The organism is Streptomyces sp. NPDC026589 (assembly GCF_040638385.1).
Classification (GTDB): domain Bacteria; phylum Actinomycetota; class Actinomycetes; order Streptomycetales; family Streptomycetaceae; genus Streptomyces.
In genome coordinates, this window is sequence record NZ_JBEZYG010000001.1 from 414,474 (window position 1) to 432,989 (window position 18,516).

17 protein-coding genes, 1 tRNA gene and 2 pseudogenes are annotated in these 18,516 nt (G+C 73.3%); 11 read left to right on the top strand and 9 right to left on the bottom strand.

The features are described 5' to 3' along the window. Window positions 1-24 precede the first annotated feature (24 nt). Genes AB0F29_RS01710 through AB0F29_RS01735 form a run of 6 tightly spaced genes read right to left on the bottom strand, consistent with a single transcriptional unit; the run spans window position 25 to window position 5,927 of the window. The gene (locus tag AB0F29_RS01710; protein WP_361866661.1) at window positions 25-807 is read right to left on the bottom strand and encodes an alpha/beta fold hydrolase; all 783 of its coding nucleotides are present in this window, start codon (window positions 805-807) and stop codon (window positions 25-27) included. Continuing rightward, entirely contained in the window at window positions 804-1,892 is a 1,089-nt protein-coding gene (locus tag AB0F29_RS01715; RefSeq protein ID WP_361866663.1) for an alpha/beta hydrolase, read from the bottom strand. The genes AB0F29_RS01710 and AB0F29_RS01715 overlap by 4 nt, the downstream gene beginning before the upstream one ends. Continuing rightward, entirely contained in the window at window positions 1,889-2,737 is an 849-nt protein-coding gene (locus AB0F29_RS01720) for a 2-oxo acid dehydrogenase subunit E2 (RefSeq protein WP_361866665.1), read from the bottom strand. The genes AB0F29_RS01715 and AB0F29_RS01720 overlap by 4 nt, the downstream gene beginning before the upstream one ends. Continuing rightward, entirely contained in the window at window positions 2,734-2,961 is a 228-nt protein-coding gene (locus AB0F29_RS01725; protein WP_361866666.1) for a phosphopantetheine-binding protein, read from the bottom strand. The genes AB0F29_RS01720 and AB0F29_RS01725 overlap by 4 nt, the downstream gene beginning before the upstream one ends. Next, window positions 2,958-4,880, bottom strand: coding sequence for an HAD-IIIC family phosphatase (locus AB0F29_RS01730; protein WP_361866668.1), 1,923 nt, complete (start codon window positions 4,878-4,880; stop codon window positions 2,958-2,960). Before AB0F29_RS01730 ends, AB0F29_RS01725 begins: the two co-directional genes overlap by 4 nt. 6 nt (window positions 4,881-4,886) lie before the next feature. After that, window positions 4,887-5,927 carry a 3-oxoacyl-ACP synthase III family protein gene (locus AB0F29_RS01735; protein ID WP_361866669.1) on the bottom strand — a complete coding sequence of 347 codons (1,041 nt, stop codon included), beginning with the start codon at window positions 5,925-5,927 and terminating at the stop codon, window positions 4,887-4,889. A gap of 332 nt (window positions 5,928-6,259) precedes the next feature. Here AB0F29_RS01735 and AB0F29_RS01740 point away from each other — a divergent pair, with 332 nt between their 5' ends. From AB0F29_RS01740 to AB0F29_RS01780, 9 genes and pseudogenes are all read left to right on the top strand, one after another. Further along, window positions 6,260-7,483: a cytochrome P450 gene (locus AB0F29_RS01740; protein WP_361866670.1), complete on the top strand. Its 1,224-nt coding sequence runs from the start codon at window positions 6,260-6,262 to the stop codon at window positions 7,481-7,483. 13 nt (window positions 7,484-7,496) lie between these two features. Next, complete coding sequence (locus tag AB0F29_RS01745) at window positions 7,497-9,116, top strand: ABC transporter substrate-binding protein (protein ID WP_361866672.1); 1,620 nt, start codon at window positions 7,497-7,499, stop codon at window positions 9,114-9,116. Continuing rightward, window positions 9,113-10,048: an ABC transporter permease gene (locus tag AB0F29_RS01750; protein ID WP_361866673.1), complete on the top strand. Its 936-nt coding sequence runs from the start codon at window positions 9,113-9,115 to the stop codon at window positions 10,046-10,048. Before AB0F29_RS01745 ends, AB0F29_RS01750 begins: the two co-directional genes overlap by 4 nt. Beyond that, a complete protein-coding gene (locus AB0F29_RS01755; protein ID WP_361866675.1) occupies window positions 10,045-11,274 on the top strand; it encodes an amidohydrolase family protein in 1,230 nt (409 codons plus the stop codon). Before AB0F29_RS01750 ends, AB0F29_RS01755 begins: the two co-directional genes overlap by 4 nt. Next, on the top strand, window positions 11,271-12,137 hold the full coding sequence (locus AB0F29_RS01760; RefSeq protein ID WP_361866677.1) for an ABC transporter permease: 867 nt from the start codon (window positions 11,271-11,273) through the stop codon (window positions 12,135-12,137). Before AB0F29_RS01755 ends, AB0F29_RS01760 begins: the two co-directional genes overlap by 4 nt. Next, complete coding sequence (locus tag AB0F29_RS01765; RefSeq protein WP_361866678.1) at window positions 12,124-14,016, top strand: ABC transporter ATP-binding protein; 1,893 nt, start codon at window positions 12,124-12,126, stop codon at window positions 14,014-14,016. The genes AB0F29_RS01760 and AB0F29_RS01765 overlap by 14 nt, the downstream gene beginning before the upstream one ends. 293 nt (window positions 14,017-14,309) lie before the next feature. Beyond that, the gene (locus AB0F29_RS01770) at window positions 14,310-14,498 is read left to right on the top strand and encodes a hypothetical protein (RefSeq protein ID WP_361866680.1); all 189 of its coding nucleotides are present in this window, start codon (window positions 14,310-14,312) and stop codon (window positions 14,496-14,498) included. Between the two features lie 101 nt (window positions 14,499-14,599). Beyond that, window positions 14,600-15,253 carry a hypothetical protein gene (locus AB0F29_RS01775; protein ID WP_361866681.1) on the top strand — a complete coding sequence of 218 codons (654 nt, stop codon included), beginning with the start codon at window positions 14,600-14,602 and terminating at the stop codon, window positions 15,251-15,253. Between the two features lie 75 nt (window positions 15,254-15,328). Beyond that, window positions 15,329-15,529 (top strand): annotated as a pseudogene (locus AB0F29_RS01780) (site-specific integrase); the annotation flags it as partial. Window positions 15,530-15,650: 121 nt separating this feature from the next. Here AB0F29_RS01780 and AB0F29_RS01785 read toward each other — a convergent pair. After that, window positions 15,651-15,724, bottom strand: a tRNA-Pro gene (locus tag AB0F29_RS01785). Window positions 15,725-15,851: 127 nt separating this feature from the next. Between AB0F29_RS01785 and AB0F29_RS01790 the strand changes: the two genes are divergently transcribed. Beyond that, the gene (locus AB0F29_RS01790) at window positions 15,852-16,562 is read left to right on the top strand and encodes a transketolase (protein WP_361866682.1); all 711 of its coding nucleotides are present in this window, start codon (window positions 15,852-15,854) and stop codon (window positions 16,560-16,562) included. 78 nt (window positions 16,563-16,640) lie between these two features. Beyond that, on the top strand, window positions 16,641-17,543 hold the full coding sequence (locus AB0F29_RS01795; RefSeq protein ID WP_361866684.1) for a transketolase C-terminal domain-containing protein: 903 nt from the start codon (window positions 16,641-16,643) through the stop codon (window positions 17,541-17,543). Between the two features lie 237 nt (window positions 17,544-17,780). Here the strand turns inward: AB0F29_RS01795 and AB0F29_RS01800 are convergent, their stop codons facing one another. Beyond that, window positions 17,781-18,191, bottom strand: a complete 411-nt coding sequence (locus AB0F29_RS01800) for an MmcQ/YjbR family DNA-binding protein (RefSeq protein WP_361867021.1) — start codon at window positions 18,189-18,191, stop codon at window positions 17,781-17,783. Window positions 18,192-18,209: 18 nt separating this feature from the next. Then, window positions 18,210-18,488: pseudogene (locus tag AB0F29_RS01805) on the bottom strand (ABC transporter ATP-binding protein); the annotation flags it as partial. Window positions 18,489-18,516 lie beyond the last annotated feature (28 nt).

Here is an 18,516-nt window from a genome sequence, read left to right on the forward strand (position 1 = left end):
GCTCCCTCGGTGGTCGAGGTCGGGTCAAGAACGGGCGTCGGCGGTCAGCAGGCCGCGCAACAGGGTGTGGACGGCGGCGGCCGAGTCGCGGAGGAACAGGTGGCCGCCGGGGATGCCGTGCACGGCGAACTCGCCACCCGCGTGGTCGGCCCACTCCGCCGCTTGGGCGCGGGTGAGCAGCGGGTCCTCGGTGCCGGTCAGGGCGTCGACGGGACAAGGCAGCGGTGGCGCTGTGGTGTGGCGGTGGCGGTGGCAGATCTGGAGGTCGTCGCGGATCAGTTCCAGGGCGGCGGTGCGCCACTCCGGGTACTGGAGCAGCAGGGGTGACATGCCGCCGATGTCGACGAGCAGTTCGCTGAGCTGTTCCTCGGTCATGTCGCGGGTCCCGGTGAGGACGGGCTGCCGGTGGGGTGCGGGATAGGCGCCCACGAGCAGCCGATCGGGCAGGCGCTGTCCCGCGGCGTGCCGGGCGCGGGTCAGGGCATAGGCGACGAGGGCGCCCATGCTGTGGCCGTACAGGGCGTAGGGGGCGTCGAGGTGGGGGCCCAGGTGGTGCTGGAGCTGGGTGACGAGGGTGCCGAGGTCGACGACGCGGGGTTCACGGACGCGCCGTTCCCGGCCGGGGAGTTGGACGGGTACGACGGAGATCCCGGGGGCGAGGGCTCTGTCCCAGCCGTTGTAAATGGAGGCGGTGCCGCCCGCGTGGTGGAAGCAGAAGAGGCGCAGGGGCGCCTCGGGGTCGGGGGGCCGCACCAGATAGCCGGGGGGCGGGGTGGCTGGCCGGGGCTGTGCGGGTCGGGCCGTCATGCCGGCGCCTCCAGTGCGCGCTTGCGGGAGCGTTCGTCGAGCAGGGCCTGGTGGAGCGCGGTGCGCCGGTCGGTGTGGTCGCGGCGCATGCGCAGCACGGTGAGGAACGTCCAGAGCCGGGTCTCGGCGAGGTGGCGTGGTGAGCCGTGCACGTCGTCGTGGCTGAGGGTGCGCAGGTGGCGACGGAGCATCTGGGCGTCCTCGGGCGGGACTATCTCGTCCCGCTCACTTGTGACGTGGCCGACCTGGGCGGGTACGGCGGCGAGCTGGGCCGGGGTGAGGGCCCGTGCGGGGAGGATGTCGGGCAGCAGGTCGGCAGGTGTGCCGGTGAGGTGGGCGATGGTGTCGGTGGTGACGCGCGGGAGGCCGCGCTGCCAGGCGGGGTCGGTGAAGAACCTGCGCACCGGGGTTCCGGCGCCGACGATGCCCTTGAGGCGGCTGTCGTCGATCGCGGCGCGCAGGGCGAGGTGGCCGCTGAAGCTGAGGGCGACGACGTACGTCTGAGAGGTGTCGGCGGTGTGGGAGACGGCGTCGACGAGCTCGGGCAGCATGCTCCAGGCTGCGGGGCCGTAGGGCAGGGTGTTCTCGCCGACGCCGGGGAGTTCGGTGACGACTCCGGCCATGCCCAGCGCTTCGATCTGGACGAGCAGCGGGCCCCACTGCTCCTTGGGGCTGACGATGCCGCCGAGAAGGATGAGGAGGGGGCGGGGGTGGCTCCGGGAGAGCCCGGTGGTCCAGCAGCGGACCCGGCCCTCGGGGAGTGGGACGTCCAGGGGCTCGATGGTCACGGGTGCCTGGCGCCGCCAGGCGTCGAAGGTGGCGACGCAGCGTGCGGCGGCGGTGCGCCGGCCGGGGCCGTCCGGGTACGGGAAGCGCGCCATGGCGTAGAACTGGCAGGCTTCGAGCAGTCGGCCCTCGTCCGCGAGGGCGTCGGCGGCCGAGGTCAGCTCGTGCGCCCAGGAGCCGGGGGCGCCGTCGCGGTCGTGGGTGATGCCGGTGAGCAGTCCGGAGTAGCGCTCGTCGGGGATGCCCTGCGCCCTCAGATGGCCGACGATGAACCGTTTGAGCTCGGCGATGTCGTTCACCGGGCGGCCTCCTCGGTGTCGGCGACCGCGGGGGCGGTGGCCTGTTCCCGTGGTTCGCGGTCCTCGGCGTCCGTCGGGTCGCCGTCCGCGGCGCCGGTGAAGGTCTCCAGTCCCCGGCGGACCTCGGCCAGGATGTCGGCGGCCTCGGCGCCGTCGATGACGCGGTGGTCGAAGGTGAGGTTCAGCCGCATGAGGGGCGCGACGGTGACCTGTCCGTCGCGGGCGACCGGGCGTTCGGCGGTCTGGCCGAGGCCGAGGGTGATCGTGGTGCCACCCACGGAGTGGAAGCCGTCGACCGGCCGGTGTCCGAGGGAGGTGACGGCGAAGGTGCCGGTGACGGCGGGCCGGGCCGCCAGGTCGCGGGCCGCCTTGCGGAAGCGGAGCAGCGCGGGGAGCCACGGGGCCCGGTGCAGGGCACGCACCGGGGCGAAGGCGGGTGCCGTACGGGGGTCGCTGTCGCGGTGGGTGTCGACCTGGTCCTGGACGCTGTCCAGGGTGGCGCGGTCGAGCTCGTGCAGTACCGCCCCGAGGACGACACGTCGGCCGTCCAGGGCCTTGTCTAGGGTGAGCTTTCCCGCGGCCGAGGAGTAGTGGGTCACGCGGGGGCGGAGCCGCCCCCGCACGGCGGCGTTGGCCTCGGGGTGGTCGGCGAGGACGCGGGCGGCGGTGTGCAGGACGTAGCTGACGGTGGAGTAGCGGCGGCCCGACCCGGCCCGGTGGCTGCGGACCGCGGTCATGTCGACCTCGGTGTCGAGGTGGACCGGGGCGAAGGCGCGGATCTGGTCGAGGAAGAAGAGGGTGTGGCGTCGCTGGGGCGCCATGAGGGCGGGCCCGCGCCTGCTCATCGGCCGACCGCCACGGTGTAGAGCTCTTCGAGGGTGGGTGCCTCCAGCGCGTCCGGCAGGTTGATACGGCGGCCGGTGAGGCGTTCCAGGTGGGTGAGGAGGGTCAGCAGGTGCACCGAGTCCCATCCGTCGATCTGGTCGAAGGTGCTGGCGATGTCCTCGCGGGTGATGTAGAGGCCGAGTTCATCGCGGAGGAGCTGGACGAAGTCGTCGATGGAGTTCACTGGTCGGACCCTTCGATGCCGGTGGACAACCGCACGTGGTCGGGTTGCGGCGGGACGGTCTCCAGGACGTGGCGGAAGGCGGTGGCGCCAGGTCCGCCGCCGGTGGCGGTCTCCGGTGGGTCGTCCGGGGTGGCCAGGGGCGAGAATCCGTGCCGGGGGTAGAGGTCGGCGACCTTCCCGTTCTTGTTGCTGGGCCGGTAGTGACCGTGGACGGCCCGGGCCCCGTTGGCCTGGGCATGGGCGAGGACGGCGCTGAGGCAGGCCGTCTCGATGCCCCGGCTGAAAACCCGGCAGCTGAGGAGGAAGTTGTCGATGTGCGTGACGTCGTCCTCGCTGCGGAGGAAGAGGGCGCCGACGAGCCCGTTGTCACCGAACCGGTCGGCGCTGCGGACGGTGAGCACCTGGCGCCCGGGCTCCTTCCGCCAGGCTTCGACGTCCGGCGGCTGGAGGCGGGCGGTGGTGAGGTTGAACTGGTTGGTGCGCAGGGTGATCTGGGAGAGCCGGGGCACGTCGGCGTCCCGGGCGGTCCGCAGGTCGACGGTGACGCCCAGTTCGCTCAGGTAGCCCTCCAGCGAGTCGAATCCGTCGCTGAAGTCCTGCCGTTCCAGCTCCTCGCGGTAGCGGGCGGGCCGGGCACGGTCCTCGGCGGTCAGTTCGCGGGTGTCGAACCATCCGTCGTGCAGAAGCCGTTCGACGTGCTGGGCGGGCTCGTCGTTCAGACGGACCACGGCCACTCCGGGCAGCTCCCGGGCAACCAGGCCGCACTCGTAGGGGCTGTCGTCGGCGAACACGAAGCTGTCGGCGGACACGTTGAGGTCGTTGGCGAGGTCGGTGAGGTTGAGGTGCTTGGGGCGCCAGTTGGCGAGGACCCGGACGAAGTCGTCCTCGGTGAGGGTCATGCCGGGGTGGTCGCGCAGCACCTCCTGTACGGGGGCGAGGTCGTTCTTGCTGACGGCGGCCAGCAGCACGCCCTGGGAAGCGAGTTGGCGGGCGGTGCGCTGGAAGGCGGCGAACGCCTCGCCGCGTGGGGTGCCCTCGGCCTCGATGCCCTCGGGTCCGTCGTCGCCGAGTGTGCCGCCCCACACGGTGCCGTCGAGGTCGAGGACGAGCGCCTTCTTGGTGCGTCCGGCCAGGTGGCGGGCGAGGTGGACCGCCTCGCGGGCGTAGCGGGCCAGCAGGGCGGGGCTGAGGTGGGCGCGGGCGTAGGCGGAGAGCCGGGTGTCGTGCGCGGGCACTTCGGCGGCGAGCGGGTCGAGGTCCAGGACGACGAGGGCAGGGTGTTCCTCGGCGAGGCGTAGCAGCCGCGCGTTGGCCTCGCGCCAGACGGCGCCGAGGCGGGCGCGGGAGCGCAGGTCGAGGAGTTGCGCGGTGAAGGTGCGCAGCAGCGGGACGGTGTTGACGACGAGGGTGCCGGACCCGGCGTCGGCGAAGGTGACGGCGATCCGCTCGACGAGGCGCAGCTTGGCGTCCCACACCTGCCGGACCTCGTCCGGGCCCCAGGGGGTGGGCACCTCGTCGAAGATCACCATAGGGTCGAGCACGCAGAGGGTGAGGTCGGGCCGGGCGGCGTAGAGGTCGCTGCCGGGGTCGGTGAGGTCGAAGATCCAGGCGTCGTACGGGGAGAGCTCGGTGCGCAGCACGATTCCGTGCCGGGCGGCCTCGGCGGACAGCGAGGCTTCCAGGGGTGCGACGGTCCCGTGGCCGGTGACGGCCACGGACAGGGTGGGCAGGCCGGGGTGGGCGTCGAGGACATCGTCCGGGCTGATCCGGGTCAGCAGGCGGCCCGCGCGGGCGAGTTCGTCGTCGTCGGCCTCGGCGAGGGCGGGGCCGAGCAGCGGGTAGTCGGCGGCGAGGCGTCCTTCCCGGTGGAGGGCGAGGACTCCGGGGGCGGTGCCGGGCGCCCGGGGCGAGGTGGTCATGGGTGGTCAGTCCCTCTCCAGTGCGAAACCCGACTTGATCCACTTGCTGGACTCGATGGCGATGCCGACGGCGCGTTCGCGGGGGCCGAGCTTCTCCAGGGCGCGTTCGAGCTGGAAGAAGACGAGCGCGTTGCCGTTGTTGCCGGTCTCGTCGACGCAGCTCACCTCGGCCGCGGTGGGCACGTCGAGGTGGGCGACGATCCGCTCGGTCATGCGGCCGGAGAGCTGGGGCGGCAGCAGGTGGTGGAGGTCCTCCCGGGTCCACCCAGCCTCGTCGAGCGTCTCGTCGAGCATCTGGGCAGCCATGAGCGGCACGTGCTTCTCGATGGCCTTGTAGTCCTCGGCCGCGGGGGCCCGGCCGGGGTTGCGGTCGACGGGGCCGCGCCACTCCAGCAGGGCGCCGGGTTCGCGTCCGAGGCCCACCAGCCGGGTGCGGACTGCGCGCAGGGTGGTGGTGCCGGGGGCAGGTTCGGTGGTCAGTACGACCGCGCCCGCGCCGTCGCCGAACAGCACGTAGTTGACCAGTTGCTCGGGCGGCAGCGCGGAGAGGTCGGCGGTCATGTCGTAGAAGCGGGCGACGACGTCGCCGCCGAGGACAAGGGCGGTGCGGTGGCGTCCGGTGAGCAGCATCTGCCGGGCCACGTCGAGGGCCTGTACGGCGCCGGAACAGCCGGACTGGAGCTGGTAGCTGGAGACGTCGTTGATGCCGAGGCGGTCCGCGACGACGTTGACGGTGGCAGGCATGAGCTGGTCGGGGGTGGAGGTGCCCATCACGAGCAGGTCGATCTCGTGGGGTTCCACGTGGGCCCGGTCCAGCGCGCGCCGGCCCGCCTCGGTGGCGAGATCGGCGAGGGTGGCGGTCTGGCGTCCGGTCGCGACGTCAACGGCGAGATGCCGCGACCGGGTGCCGATAAAGGCGTCGACCCATTGTTCCCAGAGCGCGTCCATGCCGAATCTGCGGGCGAGCTCGGCAGTGCCGACGGGGGCGCCGGGAAGGGCTGTTCCCACGGAAAGGATTCGGGTGTCCAAGACGTCGGGTGTGTGCATGGTGGTCCTTTCCGGTGGGGTGACCGCGGACGGCCTCAGGGCGGGAACACCGGTTCAGCGCCGTCGCCGCGCTCGGTGGCCGAAGCGCGGGTTCCATCCTGCGAACCGGCCCTAAAGCCTCACTAACCCCTCTCTTTTTCATCGGGGGAAACACCTTCTTCACATTCCTGAGCCGCCGTCGGGAACGCCGTCTAAAGCCGTGACAAAGCGCCCCTGATGAACGATGGCCGTGGGTGCCGGGCGGCCGTAGCGTGCGGGTCGCCGACTGCCGCCGGCCGCTGGTGCGGCGCGTGCTCGGCCACGTCCGCTGCCGCCTCCGGAGAGGAAAGCCCATGCGCTCCCCCGCCGATGTCTCCCCCGCACAGGTGCCCGCGTTCCCCCAGCCCCGTACATGTCCCCACGAGCCTCCGCCGGGGTACGACGTGCTGCGCGGGGAGGGGCCGCTGGCGCGGGTGACGCTCTTCGACGGCCGGGAGGTCTGGTTCGTCACTGGTTACGAGGAGGCGCGGGCCCTGCTGACGGACACCCGGCTGTCGGCCGACCGGACCCGGCCCGACTACCCGGTGCTGGCGCCGCGGTTCGCCGCCGCCGTCGCGCAGCGGCTGCCGCTGATCGCCATGGACCCGCCCGTGCACGACGTGCACCGGAAGCTGCTGAACCCCGACTTCAGCCTGAAGAAGTCCCGGGCCTGGCGGGAGGACGTGCAGCGGATCGTGGACGAGTGCCTGGACGCCATGGAGGCGAAGGGCCCGCCCGCCGACCTGGTGCCGGACCTGGCACTGAACGTGCCGTCCCGGGTCATCGCACAGTTGCTGGGTGTGCCGGACGAGGATGTGCCGTTCTTCCAGGACGCCTCACGGCGGCTGATGCAGGCCACCGAGGCCGGACCCTCGCAGGCCGCTGGTGCCGAGCTGACCCGCTATCTGTCCGAACTGGCCGGGCAGCTGAGGAAGTCGGGCGACGGGCCGGGCCTGATGGGGCGGCTGGCCGGGCGGGAGGTGCGCGAAGGCACCCTGTCCCACGAGGAGCTGGTGCAGATCTCACTGGTGCTGCTGGTCGCCGGGCACGAGACGACGACCTCGGTGATCTCGCTGGGAACGGTGCTGCTGCTGGAGCACCCGGAGCAGTTGGCGCGGATCCGCGCCGACGCCTCGGCGGTGCCCGCGGCGGTGGAGGAGTTGCTGCGGATGCTCCAGGTCACCGACCTGGCCGGGGCACGGGTTGCCGCTGAGGACATCGAGATCGCGGGGAAGACCATCCGCGCGGGTGAGGGCGTGCTGTTCTCGGGGACGCTCGCCAACCGCGACCCCCGGGTCCACGAGGCGCCCGACACCTTCGACGTGGGGCGCGACAGCAGGAGCCACCTGGCCTTCGGCTACGGCATCCACCAGTGCATCGGGCAGAACCTGGCCCGGCTGGAGCTCGACGTGGTCTTCCGCACGCTGTGGCGGCGGCTGCCGGGGCTGCGCCTGGCGGTGCCGGTCTCGGACCTGTCGCTGCGCGGCACCGGCACGGGAACGGTGCAGGGCGTCAACTCCCTGCCCGTCACCTGGTGAGGGAGGCGGCTCGATGCGGCGCTCGTCGCGCCTGACCGCCGGGGCGCTGGCCCTCCTGAGCGCGTTCGTCACGGCGGGGTGCGGGCTCTCGGAGGGCCGGGCGCCGCTGCCGGGCAACGTGGTCACCTTCGCCTACGACCAGCAGCCCGAGTGCCTCGACCCGCAGGTCAGCCCGAAGGACGTGACCGGCCTGGTCACCCGCAACATGGTGGACTCGCTGGTCAGCATGGAGCCCGACGGGACGTTCCACCCGTGGCTCGCGAAGCGGTGGGAGATCTCCGAGGACGGCCGGGACTACACCTTCCACCTCCGCGACGACGTGCTCTTCCACGACGGGACGCGGTTCGACGCCTCGGCGGTGGCGGCCACCCTGGACCACGCGGTGGCGCCGGAGACCAAGTCCCAGTACGCGGTGGCCCTGGCCCGCGGCTACCAGCGCACGACCGTCGTGGACGCCACGACGGTCCGCATCCGGCTGGAGCGGCCCAACGCCGCCTTCCTGCAGGCTCTGAGCAGCCCGTACCTCGGCATCCAGTCGCCCAAGGCGATCCGGTCGGCCAAGGGCGGGCTGTGCGGGGGCCCGGTGGGCAGCGGACCGCTGCGGTTCGTGGAATGGGCCCGCAACCACCGGCTGGTGATGGAGCGCAACGACGAGTACCGGTGGAACCCAGGCTCCGCGCGCCACCGGGGGCCGGTCCGCTACGACGGGCTGGTCATCGAGTTCATCGACGAGGACGCCGCCCGCTTCGGCGCCCTCACCAGCGGCCAGGTGGACGCCGCGGGGAACATCCCGCCGTCGAAGGCCGCCACGCTGGACGTCACCCGCGGCCTGCGGCTGCACAGCACACCCGTGCCGGGGGCGGTCTTCAACGTGGTGTTCAACACCACGCACGGCCCGCTGCGCGACGAGCGGCTGCGCCGGGCACTGATGCTCAGCGTCGACCTGGACAGCCTGGTGGAGACGGTCTTCTTCGGACGCAACGCCCGCGCCTGGAGCCCGCTGTCCCCGGCGACACCGCACTACTCGGCGCGCACGGAGGGCAGTTGGCGGTACGACCGGCGCGAGGCCGCCCGGCTGCTGGACGCCGCCGGCTGGACCGGCCGGGACGAGGAGGGGTACCGCACCAAGGACGGCCGCCGCCTCACCCTCTCCTGGCCGTACGCCGCGGATCTCCAGGCCAAGGCCGACATCCTCGGGCAGGGCATCCAGGCCGAGGCGAAGAAGTCCGGCATCCGGCTCCGCTGGTACCCGCTGGACATCGGAACCTACATCAAACGCACTACGGCGGGCCGGGGGCTCGACATGTACAGCACCAGTTTCGTACGCGCCGAACCGGACATCCTCCGGTTCTTCCACGGCTCCCGGGAAACCCTCGCGCAGGGCGGGGGCAACGTCTTCGGGGTCGACGAACCGGAACTGGACGCGGCGCTCGACGCCGGGGCCGCCGCGACCGACCCCCGGGAGCGGGAGCGGGCCTACGCCCGGGCGCAGCGGTACATCCTCGACCACGCGCTGGTCATGCCGGTGTACGTGCCCACCGCCCTCGTCGGCGCCTCCGACCGCGTCCGCGGGCTGACCTTCGACGCCTCCGCGTACCCCCTCTTCCACGACGTCGTACGGGAGGAGCCGTGAGGGGCCCGCTGCGCTGGCTGGCGCGACGACTGGTGCTGGCCGTGTTGGTGGTGGGGGGCGCGGCGACGGTGGCGTTCGCCGGGATGGAGCTGACCCCGGGCGACCCGGTCCGCACCCTGCTCGGCACCAGCCCGGCGACGCCGGAGATGGTGGCCCGGGTGCGCGCCGACCTCGGCTACGACGAGCCGCTCGTGGTGCGGTACGGGCGCTTCGTCGGCAGGCTGCTCAGCGGTGACCTCGGGGTGTCGTACCAGCTCCAGGAGCCGGTCGGGCAGGTGCTCGCCACCCAGTTCTGGCCCACGGTGCAGCTCACGCTGGCGGGGTTCACCCTCGGACTGGCCGGTGCCCTGGTACTGGCGGTCGCCACGTCCGAGCGCCCCGGTACAAGCCGACGGCTCTCGGCCCTCTTCGAACTGGTCGCCGTCTCCGCGCCGGGCTTCTGGACGGGCGGGCTGCTGCTGGGGCTCTTCTCCTTCCACCTGCGGATCTTCCCCGCCGCGGGCGATACGGGTCCGGCGAGCCTGGTGCTGCCCGCCGTCACGATGGCCCTCAGCGTCGTTGGCACCTTCGCCCAGGTGCTACGGGACGCCATGGAACGCGCCCTGACGCAGCCGTTCGCGCTGAGCGCGCGGGCCCGGGGCACCGGGGAACTCGGCCTGCGGGTCCACCACGCGCTGCGGCACGGCCTCGTCCCGCTGACCACGCTCTCCGGCTGGACCATCGGGGCGCTGCTGAGCGGCGCCGTGGTGATCGAGACCATCTTCTCCCGCCCCGGGCTGGGGCGCGTCCTGGCCGCCGCCATCACCAGCCGCGACCTGCCCGTGGTCACCGGCGTGGTGGTCGTGGCGGCTGCCGCCTTCAGCCTGCTCAGCATCCTCGTCGACTGGCTTTACCGAGTGATCGACCCCCGCCTGAGGAGTACCGGCCCATGACCCCACCCCCCGGCGCGGCGCGCCTCTACACGGCCGCGCTGCTCCTCACCGAACCCGGCGCCGAGCCCGTCCGGAACGGCGCGGTACTGGTCCGCGACGGTGTCGTCGCCGCAGCGGGCCCGGCCGCGCGGCTCCGCGCCGAGGCGGGCGCCGGCGTTCCGGTCAGGGAGTTCCCCGGCGGTACGCTGCTCCCCGGTCTCATCGACACCCACGTGCACCTGGTCTTCGACGCCGGCCCCGACCCGGTCGCCGCGCTCCGCGCCGCCGATGACCGCACCCTGCTGCTGGCCATGGCGGGCCGCGCCCGCCGCCTGCTGGACGCCGGGGTGACCACCGCCCGCGACCTGGGCGACCGGGGGCAGTTGGGCGCGGTGCTGCGTGACGCCGTCGAGCGGGGCACCGTGCCGGGGCCGAGGCTGCTGACCTCGGGCTCCCCGGTCACGGTGTCGGGCGGGCACTGCTGGTACCTGGGCGGGCAGGCCGACAGCGAGGGCGAGATCCGCCGGGTGGTGCGGGAGAACTTCGCCGCCGGAGCCGCCTGGGTCAAGATCATGGCGTCCGGCGGAACCTTCACGCCGACCGGACCGCCCCCGCACAGCAGCCAGTTCAGCCGAGCCGAGCTGGCGGCGGCGGTGTCGGAGGCGCGGCGCTTCGGGCGCCGCGTCGCGGTCCACGCGCACGGCACCCAGGCCATCGAGGACGCGGTCGCGGTGGGCGTCGACACCCTGGAGCATTGCTCGTTCGCCACCCTGGAGGGCCCAGCCACCGACCCGGAGTCCGAGCGGCTGCTGCCCGCCCTGGCCGAGGCCGGGGTGGCGGTCTGCCCCACGCTGAGCGGCGCGCTCTACGACACGGCGGCCGATCACGGGGAGGAGGTGATCGACCGGGTGCTGGACCTCGTGGCACGGACCCACCGTCACGGCGTACCCCTCATCGCGGGGACGGACGCGGGCATGCCCGGCTCGCGGTTCGACCGCTTCGGGGAAGGCGTCGAGTGGTTCGCGCACGCCGGGCTGAGCACGGTCGAGGCGCTGCGGACGGCCACCGTCAACGCGGCGGACGCGCTCGGCCTCACCCATCGCACCGGCCGACTGCTGCCCGGCCTCGACGCGGACCTGCTGGTGGTGGACGGCGACCCGCGCGCCGACCTGCGGGTGCTGCGCAGGCCCCGGCTGGTCGTGGCGCAGGGCCGACCGCACGTGCCCGCCGGAAGGGAGACGGCATGAGCGCCATGACGGCCGTCGGGGCGCTGCCCCGGGCCATCAGGACCCGCCTGCCCGGGCCCGGCGTCACCCTCGCCTGGGCGGTGCTGGCGCTGCTGGCGGTGGCCGCGCTCTGGCCGGATCTGCTGGACCGCAGGCCGCCGGAGCTGGTGGACGTCACCCAGGCCCTGCGGCCGCCGGGCGCCACGTACTGGTTCGGGACCGACCAGCTCGGGCGGGACATCTTCAGCCGGGTGGTGCACGGCACCCGGCTGACCCTGCTGCTGGGCCTCGGCTCGGTCACGCTGGCCCTGGTCCTCGGCTCGCTCCTCGGGGCGCTCGCCGCGGTCGGCGGGCGGGTACTGGACGAGATCGTCATGCGGACCACCGATGTGTTGCTGGCGTTCCCTGGCATGCTGCTGGCGCTGCTCGTGGTGGCCATCCTGGGGCCGGGCACCGGCAACGCCCTGCTGGCGATCGCGCTCTCGACGACGCCCGGCTTCGCCCGGCTGATCCGCGGCGAGGCCCTCGCCGTCCGCGCCTCGGGCTTCGTCCAGGCGGCGGTCGTGCTCGGCAGGGGCCGTACGGCGGTACTCCGCGACCACGTGGTGCCGAACGCGCTGCCTCCGGTGCTCGTGCTGACCACGGTGAGCGCCGGGACCGCGATCATCGCGGGCTCCTCGCTGAGCTTCCTCGGACTGGGCCCGGAGGCTCCGGCCACCGAGTGGGGCGCGATGCTCGCGGAGGGACGCGACCTGCTCGACTCCGCCTGGGCGCTGTCGGTCTTCCCTGGGCTGGCCCTCACCTGCTGTGTGGTCGCCCTCAATGTCGTCGGCGCCGATCTGCGGCGCAGGTTCGAAGGCAGGAGTGCTGATGGGATCGGCTGACACGGCGGCGGGCCCCCTGCTCGACGTCGCGGGGCTGCGGGTGGCGTTCCCCGGCGGCCGGGGGCGCCCGGAGGCGCGGGTGGTACGCGGTGTCGACCTGCGGCTCGGCCGGGGTGAATGCCTGGCCGTGGTGGGCGAGTCCGGTTCCGGGAAGAGCGTCACCGCCCGCGCCCTGCTGGGTCTGGCCGGGCCGGGGGCGCGGGTCACCGCGGAACGGCTGCGGATCTCCGGGCGGGACCTGTCGGGCGCGGGCCCGGCCCAGTGGCGCGCGGTGCGCGGGACGGCGGTAGGGATGATCCTCCAGGACGCCCTGACCTCCCTCGACCCGCTGCGCACCGTGGGCGCGGAGGTCGCCGAGTCGCTGCGCAACCGGTGGCACTCCGCCCCGCGACGGCTGCTCCCGGCGGGCCGGGCGGTCGACGGCGATGTCCTGGAGCGGCTGCGGGAGGTGCGGATACCCGAGCCCGAACTGCGGGCCCGCCAGCGCCCGCACGAGCTCTCGGGAGGTCTGCGGCAGCGCGCCCTGATCGCCTCCGCCCTGGCCTCCCGGCCCTCGGTGGTGATCGCGGACGAGCCGACGACCGCGCTGGACGTGACCGTGCAGGCGCAGATCCTTGACCTGCTCGCGGAACAGCAGGCCGACGGCACCGGGGTGCTCCTGATCAGCCACGACCTGGCGGTGGTGAGTTCCGTCGCGGACCGGATCGCGGTGATGTACCGGGGCGTCTTCGTGGAGGAGGGCCCGGCGCGACGGGTCCTCACCGATCCGGCCCACCCGTACACCCGCCTCCTGCTCGACGCCGTGCCGACGCGCAGGCCGCGCGGCGCGCGGCTCTCGCTCGACCCCGCGTCCACGGCGGGGCCCGCGCCCGGCGAGGAGCGGGGTCCGCAGGCGGGCTGCCCGTTCGCCGCGCGGTGCCCGCTGGCCGACGAGGAGTGCGAGGTGCGGCTACCGGAGGCGCGCGAACTGCGGGGCGACCGGACCGTCCGCTGCCTGCACCTGGACCGGGAGCTGCCGCGGCCGACCGCCTCTCCCGCCCCGCGCACGGCGCCGGTCGCCTCGCCTCGTACTGTGCTGGAGGCGAGCGGCCTCGCGCTGTCCTACCGCTCGCCGGACCGTTCGGTCCGCCGGGTGGTGGACGATGTCTCGTTCACGCTCGCCGCCGGGGAGACCCTCGCCATCGTCGGCGAGTCGGGGTCGGGGAAGACCACCACGGCACACCTGGCGCTGGGGCTGCTCAGGCCGGAGGCCGGGGAGGTTCGGCTGCTGGGCGAGCCGTGGTCGGCGCTGCCCGAGGCGGCGCGCGGGCCGCTGCGTTCGCGCATCCAACATGTGCAGCAGGACCCGCTCGGCTCCTTCGACCCGCGCTGGACGGTAGAACGCGTGGTGAGCGAGGCGTTCGGCCACCCCGGCCGGGCGACCGTGCGCCGCTCCCGGCCCCGAGTGGCGGTCCTGCTGGAGTCGGTGGGGCTGGACGCCTCGCTGCTGCGTCGGCGTCCGGCGGAACTGTCCGGGGGGCAGCGCCAGCGGGTGGCCGTTGCCCGGGCGCTCGCCTCCGAGCCGGACGTCCTGGTCTGCGACGAGCCGGTGTCAGCGCTGGACGTGTCGGTGCAGGCGCAGATCCTCGACCTGTTCCGGAGTGTGCAGCGGCGCAGCGGGGTCGCGATGCTCTTCATCTCGCACGACCTCGGCGTGGTGCACCACATCGCCGACCGGGTCCTGGTCATGCGGAACGGCGAGGTGGTGGAGTCCGGCCCGGTAGAGGACGTCTTCGGCGCTCCCCGCCATCCTTACACCCGCGCGCTGCTGAACGCCCTGCCCCGGCTCCCCGACCCGGTCGGCGGGCCCGGCCGGGCGGCGGAAGGGGCGCCCCGGTGACGGCCGGCGCGCGGGGAGCCGTACGCCGTCAGCGACCTGCACGTCTCCCACGCCGAGAACCGCGCGGTCGTCGAGGCCGTCCGCCCTACCTCGGACGACGACTGGCTGATTCCTGGCCGTCGGGGCTGGTCGGCAGCATCAAGCACTGTGCCCGAGGAGTGCGTCCACCTGGCCGGCCCGGACGCGTCCGGGGCGGCGCACGGGGGGCGGCTGCTGTTCAGTTGCAAGGGGAGCGTCTGCAAGGCGGGGTTCCCGGTCGCCCGGTCGATGCTCGAATTCTCCGGGGCCCGGTCGTGTTCGGCCTGGGGAATACCTTCCACGCCCGGCTGCTGGTGCCGGGCCCGCCGTTCGACGGCGGCGTGCTGACCGGCTTCACCGGCCGGTTGACGGCGGGCAAAGACCTTCTCGTCACCGTGGTCGACGGCGCGGCCTTCACCCCGGCGGAAGGTGGGCCGTCGGGCGAAGGACGGCCGACTCCGTGACGGTAGAGGCACGTTGGCACGGCTTTAGCGGCGGCCGCCAGGGTGGGGGAGAGCCTTGCCCCGCTCGCTTCATTCCGACCGACACGCCACCGGGAGCGCTCGTGCACACCACATTCCACCTCCCCCGCAACGCCGCCGACCTCGCCGAGACGGCACGCGACTTCGCCGCGCTCGCCTCGGATGCCACGGCGGCGGACCGGGCCGACACGGACGTCCTGGAGGAACTCGTCGAGCACGTCACGCTGGACTACAGGAAGGTCGACCCGCCGGGCCGCAGCCTCGGCGACTGGGACACCTACGAGAGCGTCATCACCACCAGCGACGACCGTCCCGTGGCGACGCTCCAGGGCACTGGCCGCATCCTCTACGAGCGGTCCCACGACGGCCACATGATGATGTACTACCGCGAGAAGCTCACCTTTCCCGACGGCACCGCCGAGACCGCCGGGTGGCTGGACGGCACCGCGATCATGGGCGGCGCCTGGCAGCGGTTCCCCCTGGTCGGCACCTCCGGCGCGCAGCTCGGGCGCCTGGGCATCCGCTCCTTCCGGCCGACGCCCGAACAGCCGCACGCGCTCTACCAGTCGAACCTGCTGCTCACCGGCAGCAAGCACGTGGAGAGCGTGACGCGGACCCCCGAGGAGCTGGACCTGCTGCTGGCGCTCCTGGGGCCGTTCGTCTGCCCCGCCGTCAACCCGGCGACCGAGTCGGGACGGCTGGAGCCCCCGGCGCGCTCCGCCTTCGCTCCCGCCTGACCCGCATCCCCCGCGCACCGCCGAGCGACGGGGACACCGATGGGCCCCCACCATCCGCCCGCACGGGACCCCGGCACTGGACTGACGTGGTTCGCCGACGTCGGGGTCCATGTCCACGCCCTCCGCAGGATCGCCGGCCACGGTTCACTGACCACCGCCCAGCGCTACCTTCACCCGGACGTCCACAAGATCACGGCCGCCGGGACGGCGCTCCCTGCCCACTTCAACGTGCTGCGCACACCGCGCTCACTGCCGAGCCCGATCGTCATGACCCGCTGCCCCGCAGACCCGGTCAAGGACGCCGGACCTCCAGCTGGTCCCCAGCTGGTCCCCAAAAACGATCAAGGGCCGGTTTCGGATTACTCCGAAACCGGCCCTGATCTACGACTGTCTCCAGTCGGGACGACAGGATTTGAACCTGCGACCCCTTGACCCCCAGTCAAGTGCGCTACCAAGCTGCGCCACGTCCCGATACCCGTCTGACCTGGGGTTTCCCCTGGCTGAACGCGCATGAGAACAATACCGCACTCCAGCAGGTGGTCACCAACGCCATTCCATGCTTGACCTCAACCGTGGTTGATGTTGAACGCTCGGTGTCATGACGAACACGACCGCCTCGACGGCACGCGGCCCCCTCGCATTCCATGACCTCGACCGCCTGATCGCCCTGATGACCGGCGCCGAGAAGCACGCCCCCGCCGCCCATTCCACGCTCGACGCCCTGTGGGTGCTCTACGACAGGGTGCTCCGCGTCACACCGGACACGGCCGACGCCCCCGGGCGGGACCGCTTCCTGCTGTCCAAGGGGCACGGGCCGATGGCGTACTACGCCGTTCTCGCCGCGCACGGCTTCTTCGGCGAGGAGCTGCTGCCCGGCTTCGGGGCGTACGACTCGCCGCTCGGCCACCACCCGGACCGACTGCTGGTGCCGGGGGCGGAGATCGGCAGCGGATCCCTCGGGCACGGGCTGCCGCTCGCCGTCGGAACGGTGCTCGGGCTGCGCGCCCAGGGCCTCACCGACCCCCGGGTGTGGGTCCTGATCGGCGACGCCGAGCTGGACGAGGGCAGCAATCACGAGGCCATCGCCCACGCGGGCCCCGCCGGGCTCGAACAGCTGCACACACTGGTGATCGACAACGCGTCCGCCACCCACGGCTGGCCCGGCGGCATCGCTTCCCGCTTCGCGTCCGCCGGGTGGGCGGCGGTGACCGTGGACGGTCGCGACCACGAGGCCCTGTACACGGCGTTCACCACACCCCACCCGGGCAAACCCCTGGCCGTCGTCGCCCGCGTCGAACCCAAGAGCTGACCGCACCGACCGATCCCGTACGACCGCCACCGCACCACCGCCGCCGCTCACACCGGAGCCCCCGGGAGGGACCCCTTCATGGACACCATGCGTGACCGATTCATCAGCACCGCTTCGCGGCTCCTGGACGAGGAGCCCCGGCTGGCCGTCGTGCTCGCCGACATCAGCGCCGACGGCTTCGCCCCGGCCCGGCGAGCCCACCCGGACCGGGTGATCAACGTCGGAATCCGGGAGCAACTGCTGGTCGGGGCCGGTGCGGGGATGGCGTTGACGGGAATGCGGCCGATCGTGCACACCTTCGCCGGCTTCCTGGTCGAGCGACCGTTCGAGCAGGTCAAGCTGGACTTCGGACACCAGGGGGTCGGGGGGATCCTGGTGAGCGCCGGCGGCTCGTACGACTGGCCGGCCGGGGGCTTCACGCACATGTCCCCCGGCGACGTGGCCCTCCTGGACACGCTCGACGGCTGGACCGTGCACGTGCCGGGCCATCCGGACGAGGCCGAGGCCCTGCTCCGGGAGTCCGTCGTCGGCGACGACCGGGTGTACGTACGCCTCTCGCTCCAGGCGAACCGGGAGGCGCTGCCGGTGAGCGGCACGGCCGGGTTCACCGTGGTGCGCGAAGGGCGGCGCGGGACCGTGATCGCGGTCGGTCCCATGCTCGACAACGTCCTCGCCGCCACCGAGGGGCTGGATGTCACCGTGCTGTACGCGACGACCGTGCGGCCGTTCGACGCGGCGGGGGTGCGCCGGGCCGCCGGTGCGGCCACGACCGCGGACCTGGTGATCGTGGAGCCCTATCTGGCGGGCACCTCCGCCACCGCGGCGGGCGAAGCGCTGATCGACCTGCCCCACCGGGTGCTCGGGCTGGGGGTGGGCCGCGCCGAGCTGCGTCGGTACGGGCAGCTGGAAGAGCACGTCGCGGCGCACGGCCTGGACCCGCAGGGCCTGCGGAAGCGGATCACCGCATTCCTGCACCCTTGATTTGCAGAGCCCACCCGCCAACCCGACCCACTGACTCCGCCCGCCCCGTCAGCCCGGCCAGGCCGGGCACTCCCCCGTGATCGGCCCGCCCCGTCAGCCCGGCGGAGGCAAGCTCGCGCGATCGGGCCGCCGCGCGCCCCCGAAGTCGCCCCCGCACACTCCCGCACCGCCGGCCCGGCCCACCCCACCGACGCGGCCGCACACCCCCGGCCACCGGCAACCGGTCACCCACCACGCTCACCCCTCGTCCTCACTCTCGCTCTCCCCCGCCACCCTGTCCCCCGGCACGTCCAGCTCCGGGTGCGCCGCCACCAGTCGGCGCGGGGCGACCTGCCGCCAGGCGTCGGCGAGGATGGCGGCCAGCTCATCCGCGTCCTCCAGAGCGGACAGCCGGACGCGCATCCAGGCGTAGTGGTCGTCGTGCCCCTCACGGATGAAGAACTTCTCCGGCTCGGCGGCGATCAGCTCGGCACGGTCCTCCCTGGGGCACTTCACGCCCATCGCCGTCTCGTCGTCGCCGAGCGAGGCGAAGATCCTCCCCGCCACCCGGAAGGTGGGCTGCCCCCAGGCGAGCTTCTCCATGGTGTCGGGCAGGGACAGCGCGGCCGAGCGGACATCGGCGGCGGTGATCGCGGCACGTTCGGTCATCCCGGGCCTCCGTTTCCCCGCGCCCAGCAGATCACGGATGTGCGCGGAACGCCGGGCGGCCCAGCGTCTCGTCGTAGTCGCGCTCGACGGGCAGGCCCACCTCGATGATCTCCGTGAGGGTCCCGGGGCGCTGGCTCATCACCACGACCCGTTCGGCCAGGTGGACTGCCTCCGAGATGGAGTGGGTGACCAGGAGGACCGTGGTGCCGGTGGTCCGCCGGATCCGGTTCAGCTCGGTGTTCATCTGCTCGCGGGGAGGGCGTCGAGCGCGCCGAACGGCTCGTCCATCAGGAGGACCGACAGCGTCGGTGCGTCGCCCGGGAGT

Excerpts from the sequence above, each read along its gene's own strand:
- AB0F29_RS01710 (WP_361866661.1), bottom strand. The coding sequence starts at position 807 with ATGACGGCCCGACCCGCACAGCCCCGGCCAGCCACCCCGCCCCCCGGC.
- AB0F29_RS01720 (WP_361866665.1), bottom strand. The coding sequence starts at position 2,737 with ATGAGCAGGCGCGGGCCCGCCCTCATGGCGCCCCAGCGACGCCACACC.
- AB0F29_RS01730 (WP_361866668.1), bottom strand. The coding sequence starts at position 4,880 with ATGACCACCTCGCCCCGGGCGCCCGGCACCGCCCCCGGAGTCCTCGCC.
- AB0F29_RS01735 (WP_361866669.1), bottom strand. The coding sequence starts at position 5,927 with ATGCACACACCCGACGTCTTGGACACCCGAATCCTTTCCGTGGGAACA.
- AB0F29_RS01740 (WP_361866670.1), top strand. The coding sequence starts at position 6,260 with ATGCGCTCCCCCGCCGATGTCTCCCCCGCACAGGTGCCCGCGTTCCCC.
- AB0F29_RS01745 (WP_361866672.1), top strand. The coding sequence starts at position 7,497 with ATGCGGCGCTCGTCGCGCCTGACCGCCGGGGCGCTGGCCCTCCTGAGC.
- AB0F29_RS01755 (WP_361866675.1), top strand. The coding sequence starts at position 10,045 with ATGACCCCACCCCCCGGCGCGGCGCGCCTCTACACGGCCGCGCTGCTC.
- AB0F29_RS01760 (WP_361866677.1), top strand. The coding sequence starts at position 11,271 with ATGAGCGCCATGACGGCCGTCGGGGCGCTGCCCCGGGCCATCAGGACC.
- AB0F29_RS01765 (WP_361866678.1), top strand. The coding sequence starts at position 12,124 with ATGGGATCGGCTGACACGGCGGCGGGCCCCCTGCTCGACGTCGCGGGG.
- AB0F29_RS01790 (WP_361866682.1), top strand. The coding sequence starts at position 15,852 with ATGACGAACACGACCGCCTCGACGGCACGCGGCCCCCTCGCATTCCAT.
- AB0F29_RS01795 (WP_361866684.1), top strand. The coding sequence starts at position 16,641 with ATGGACACCATGCGTGACCGATTCATCAGCACCGCTTCGCGGCTCCTG.
- AB0F29_RS01800 (WP_361867021.1), bottom strand. The coding sequence starts at position 18,191 with ATGACCGAACGTGCCGCGATCACCGCCGCCGATGTCCGCTCGGCCGCG.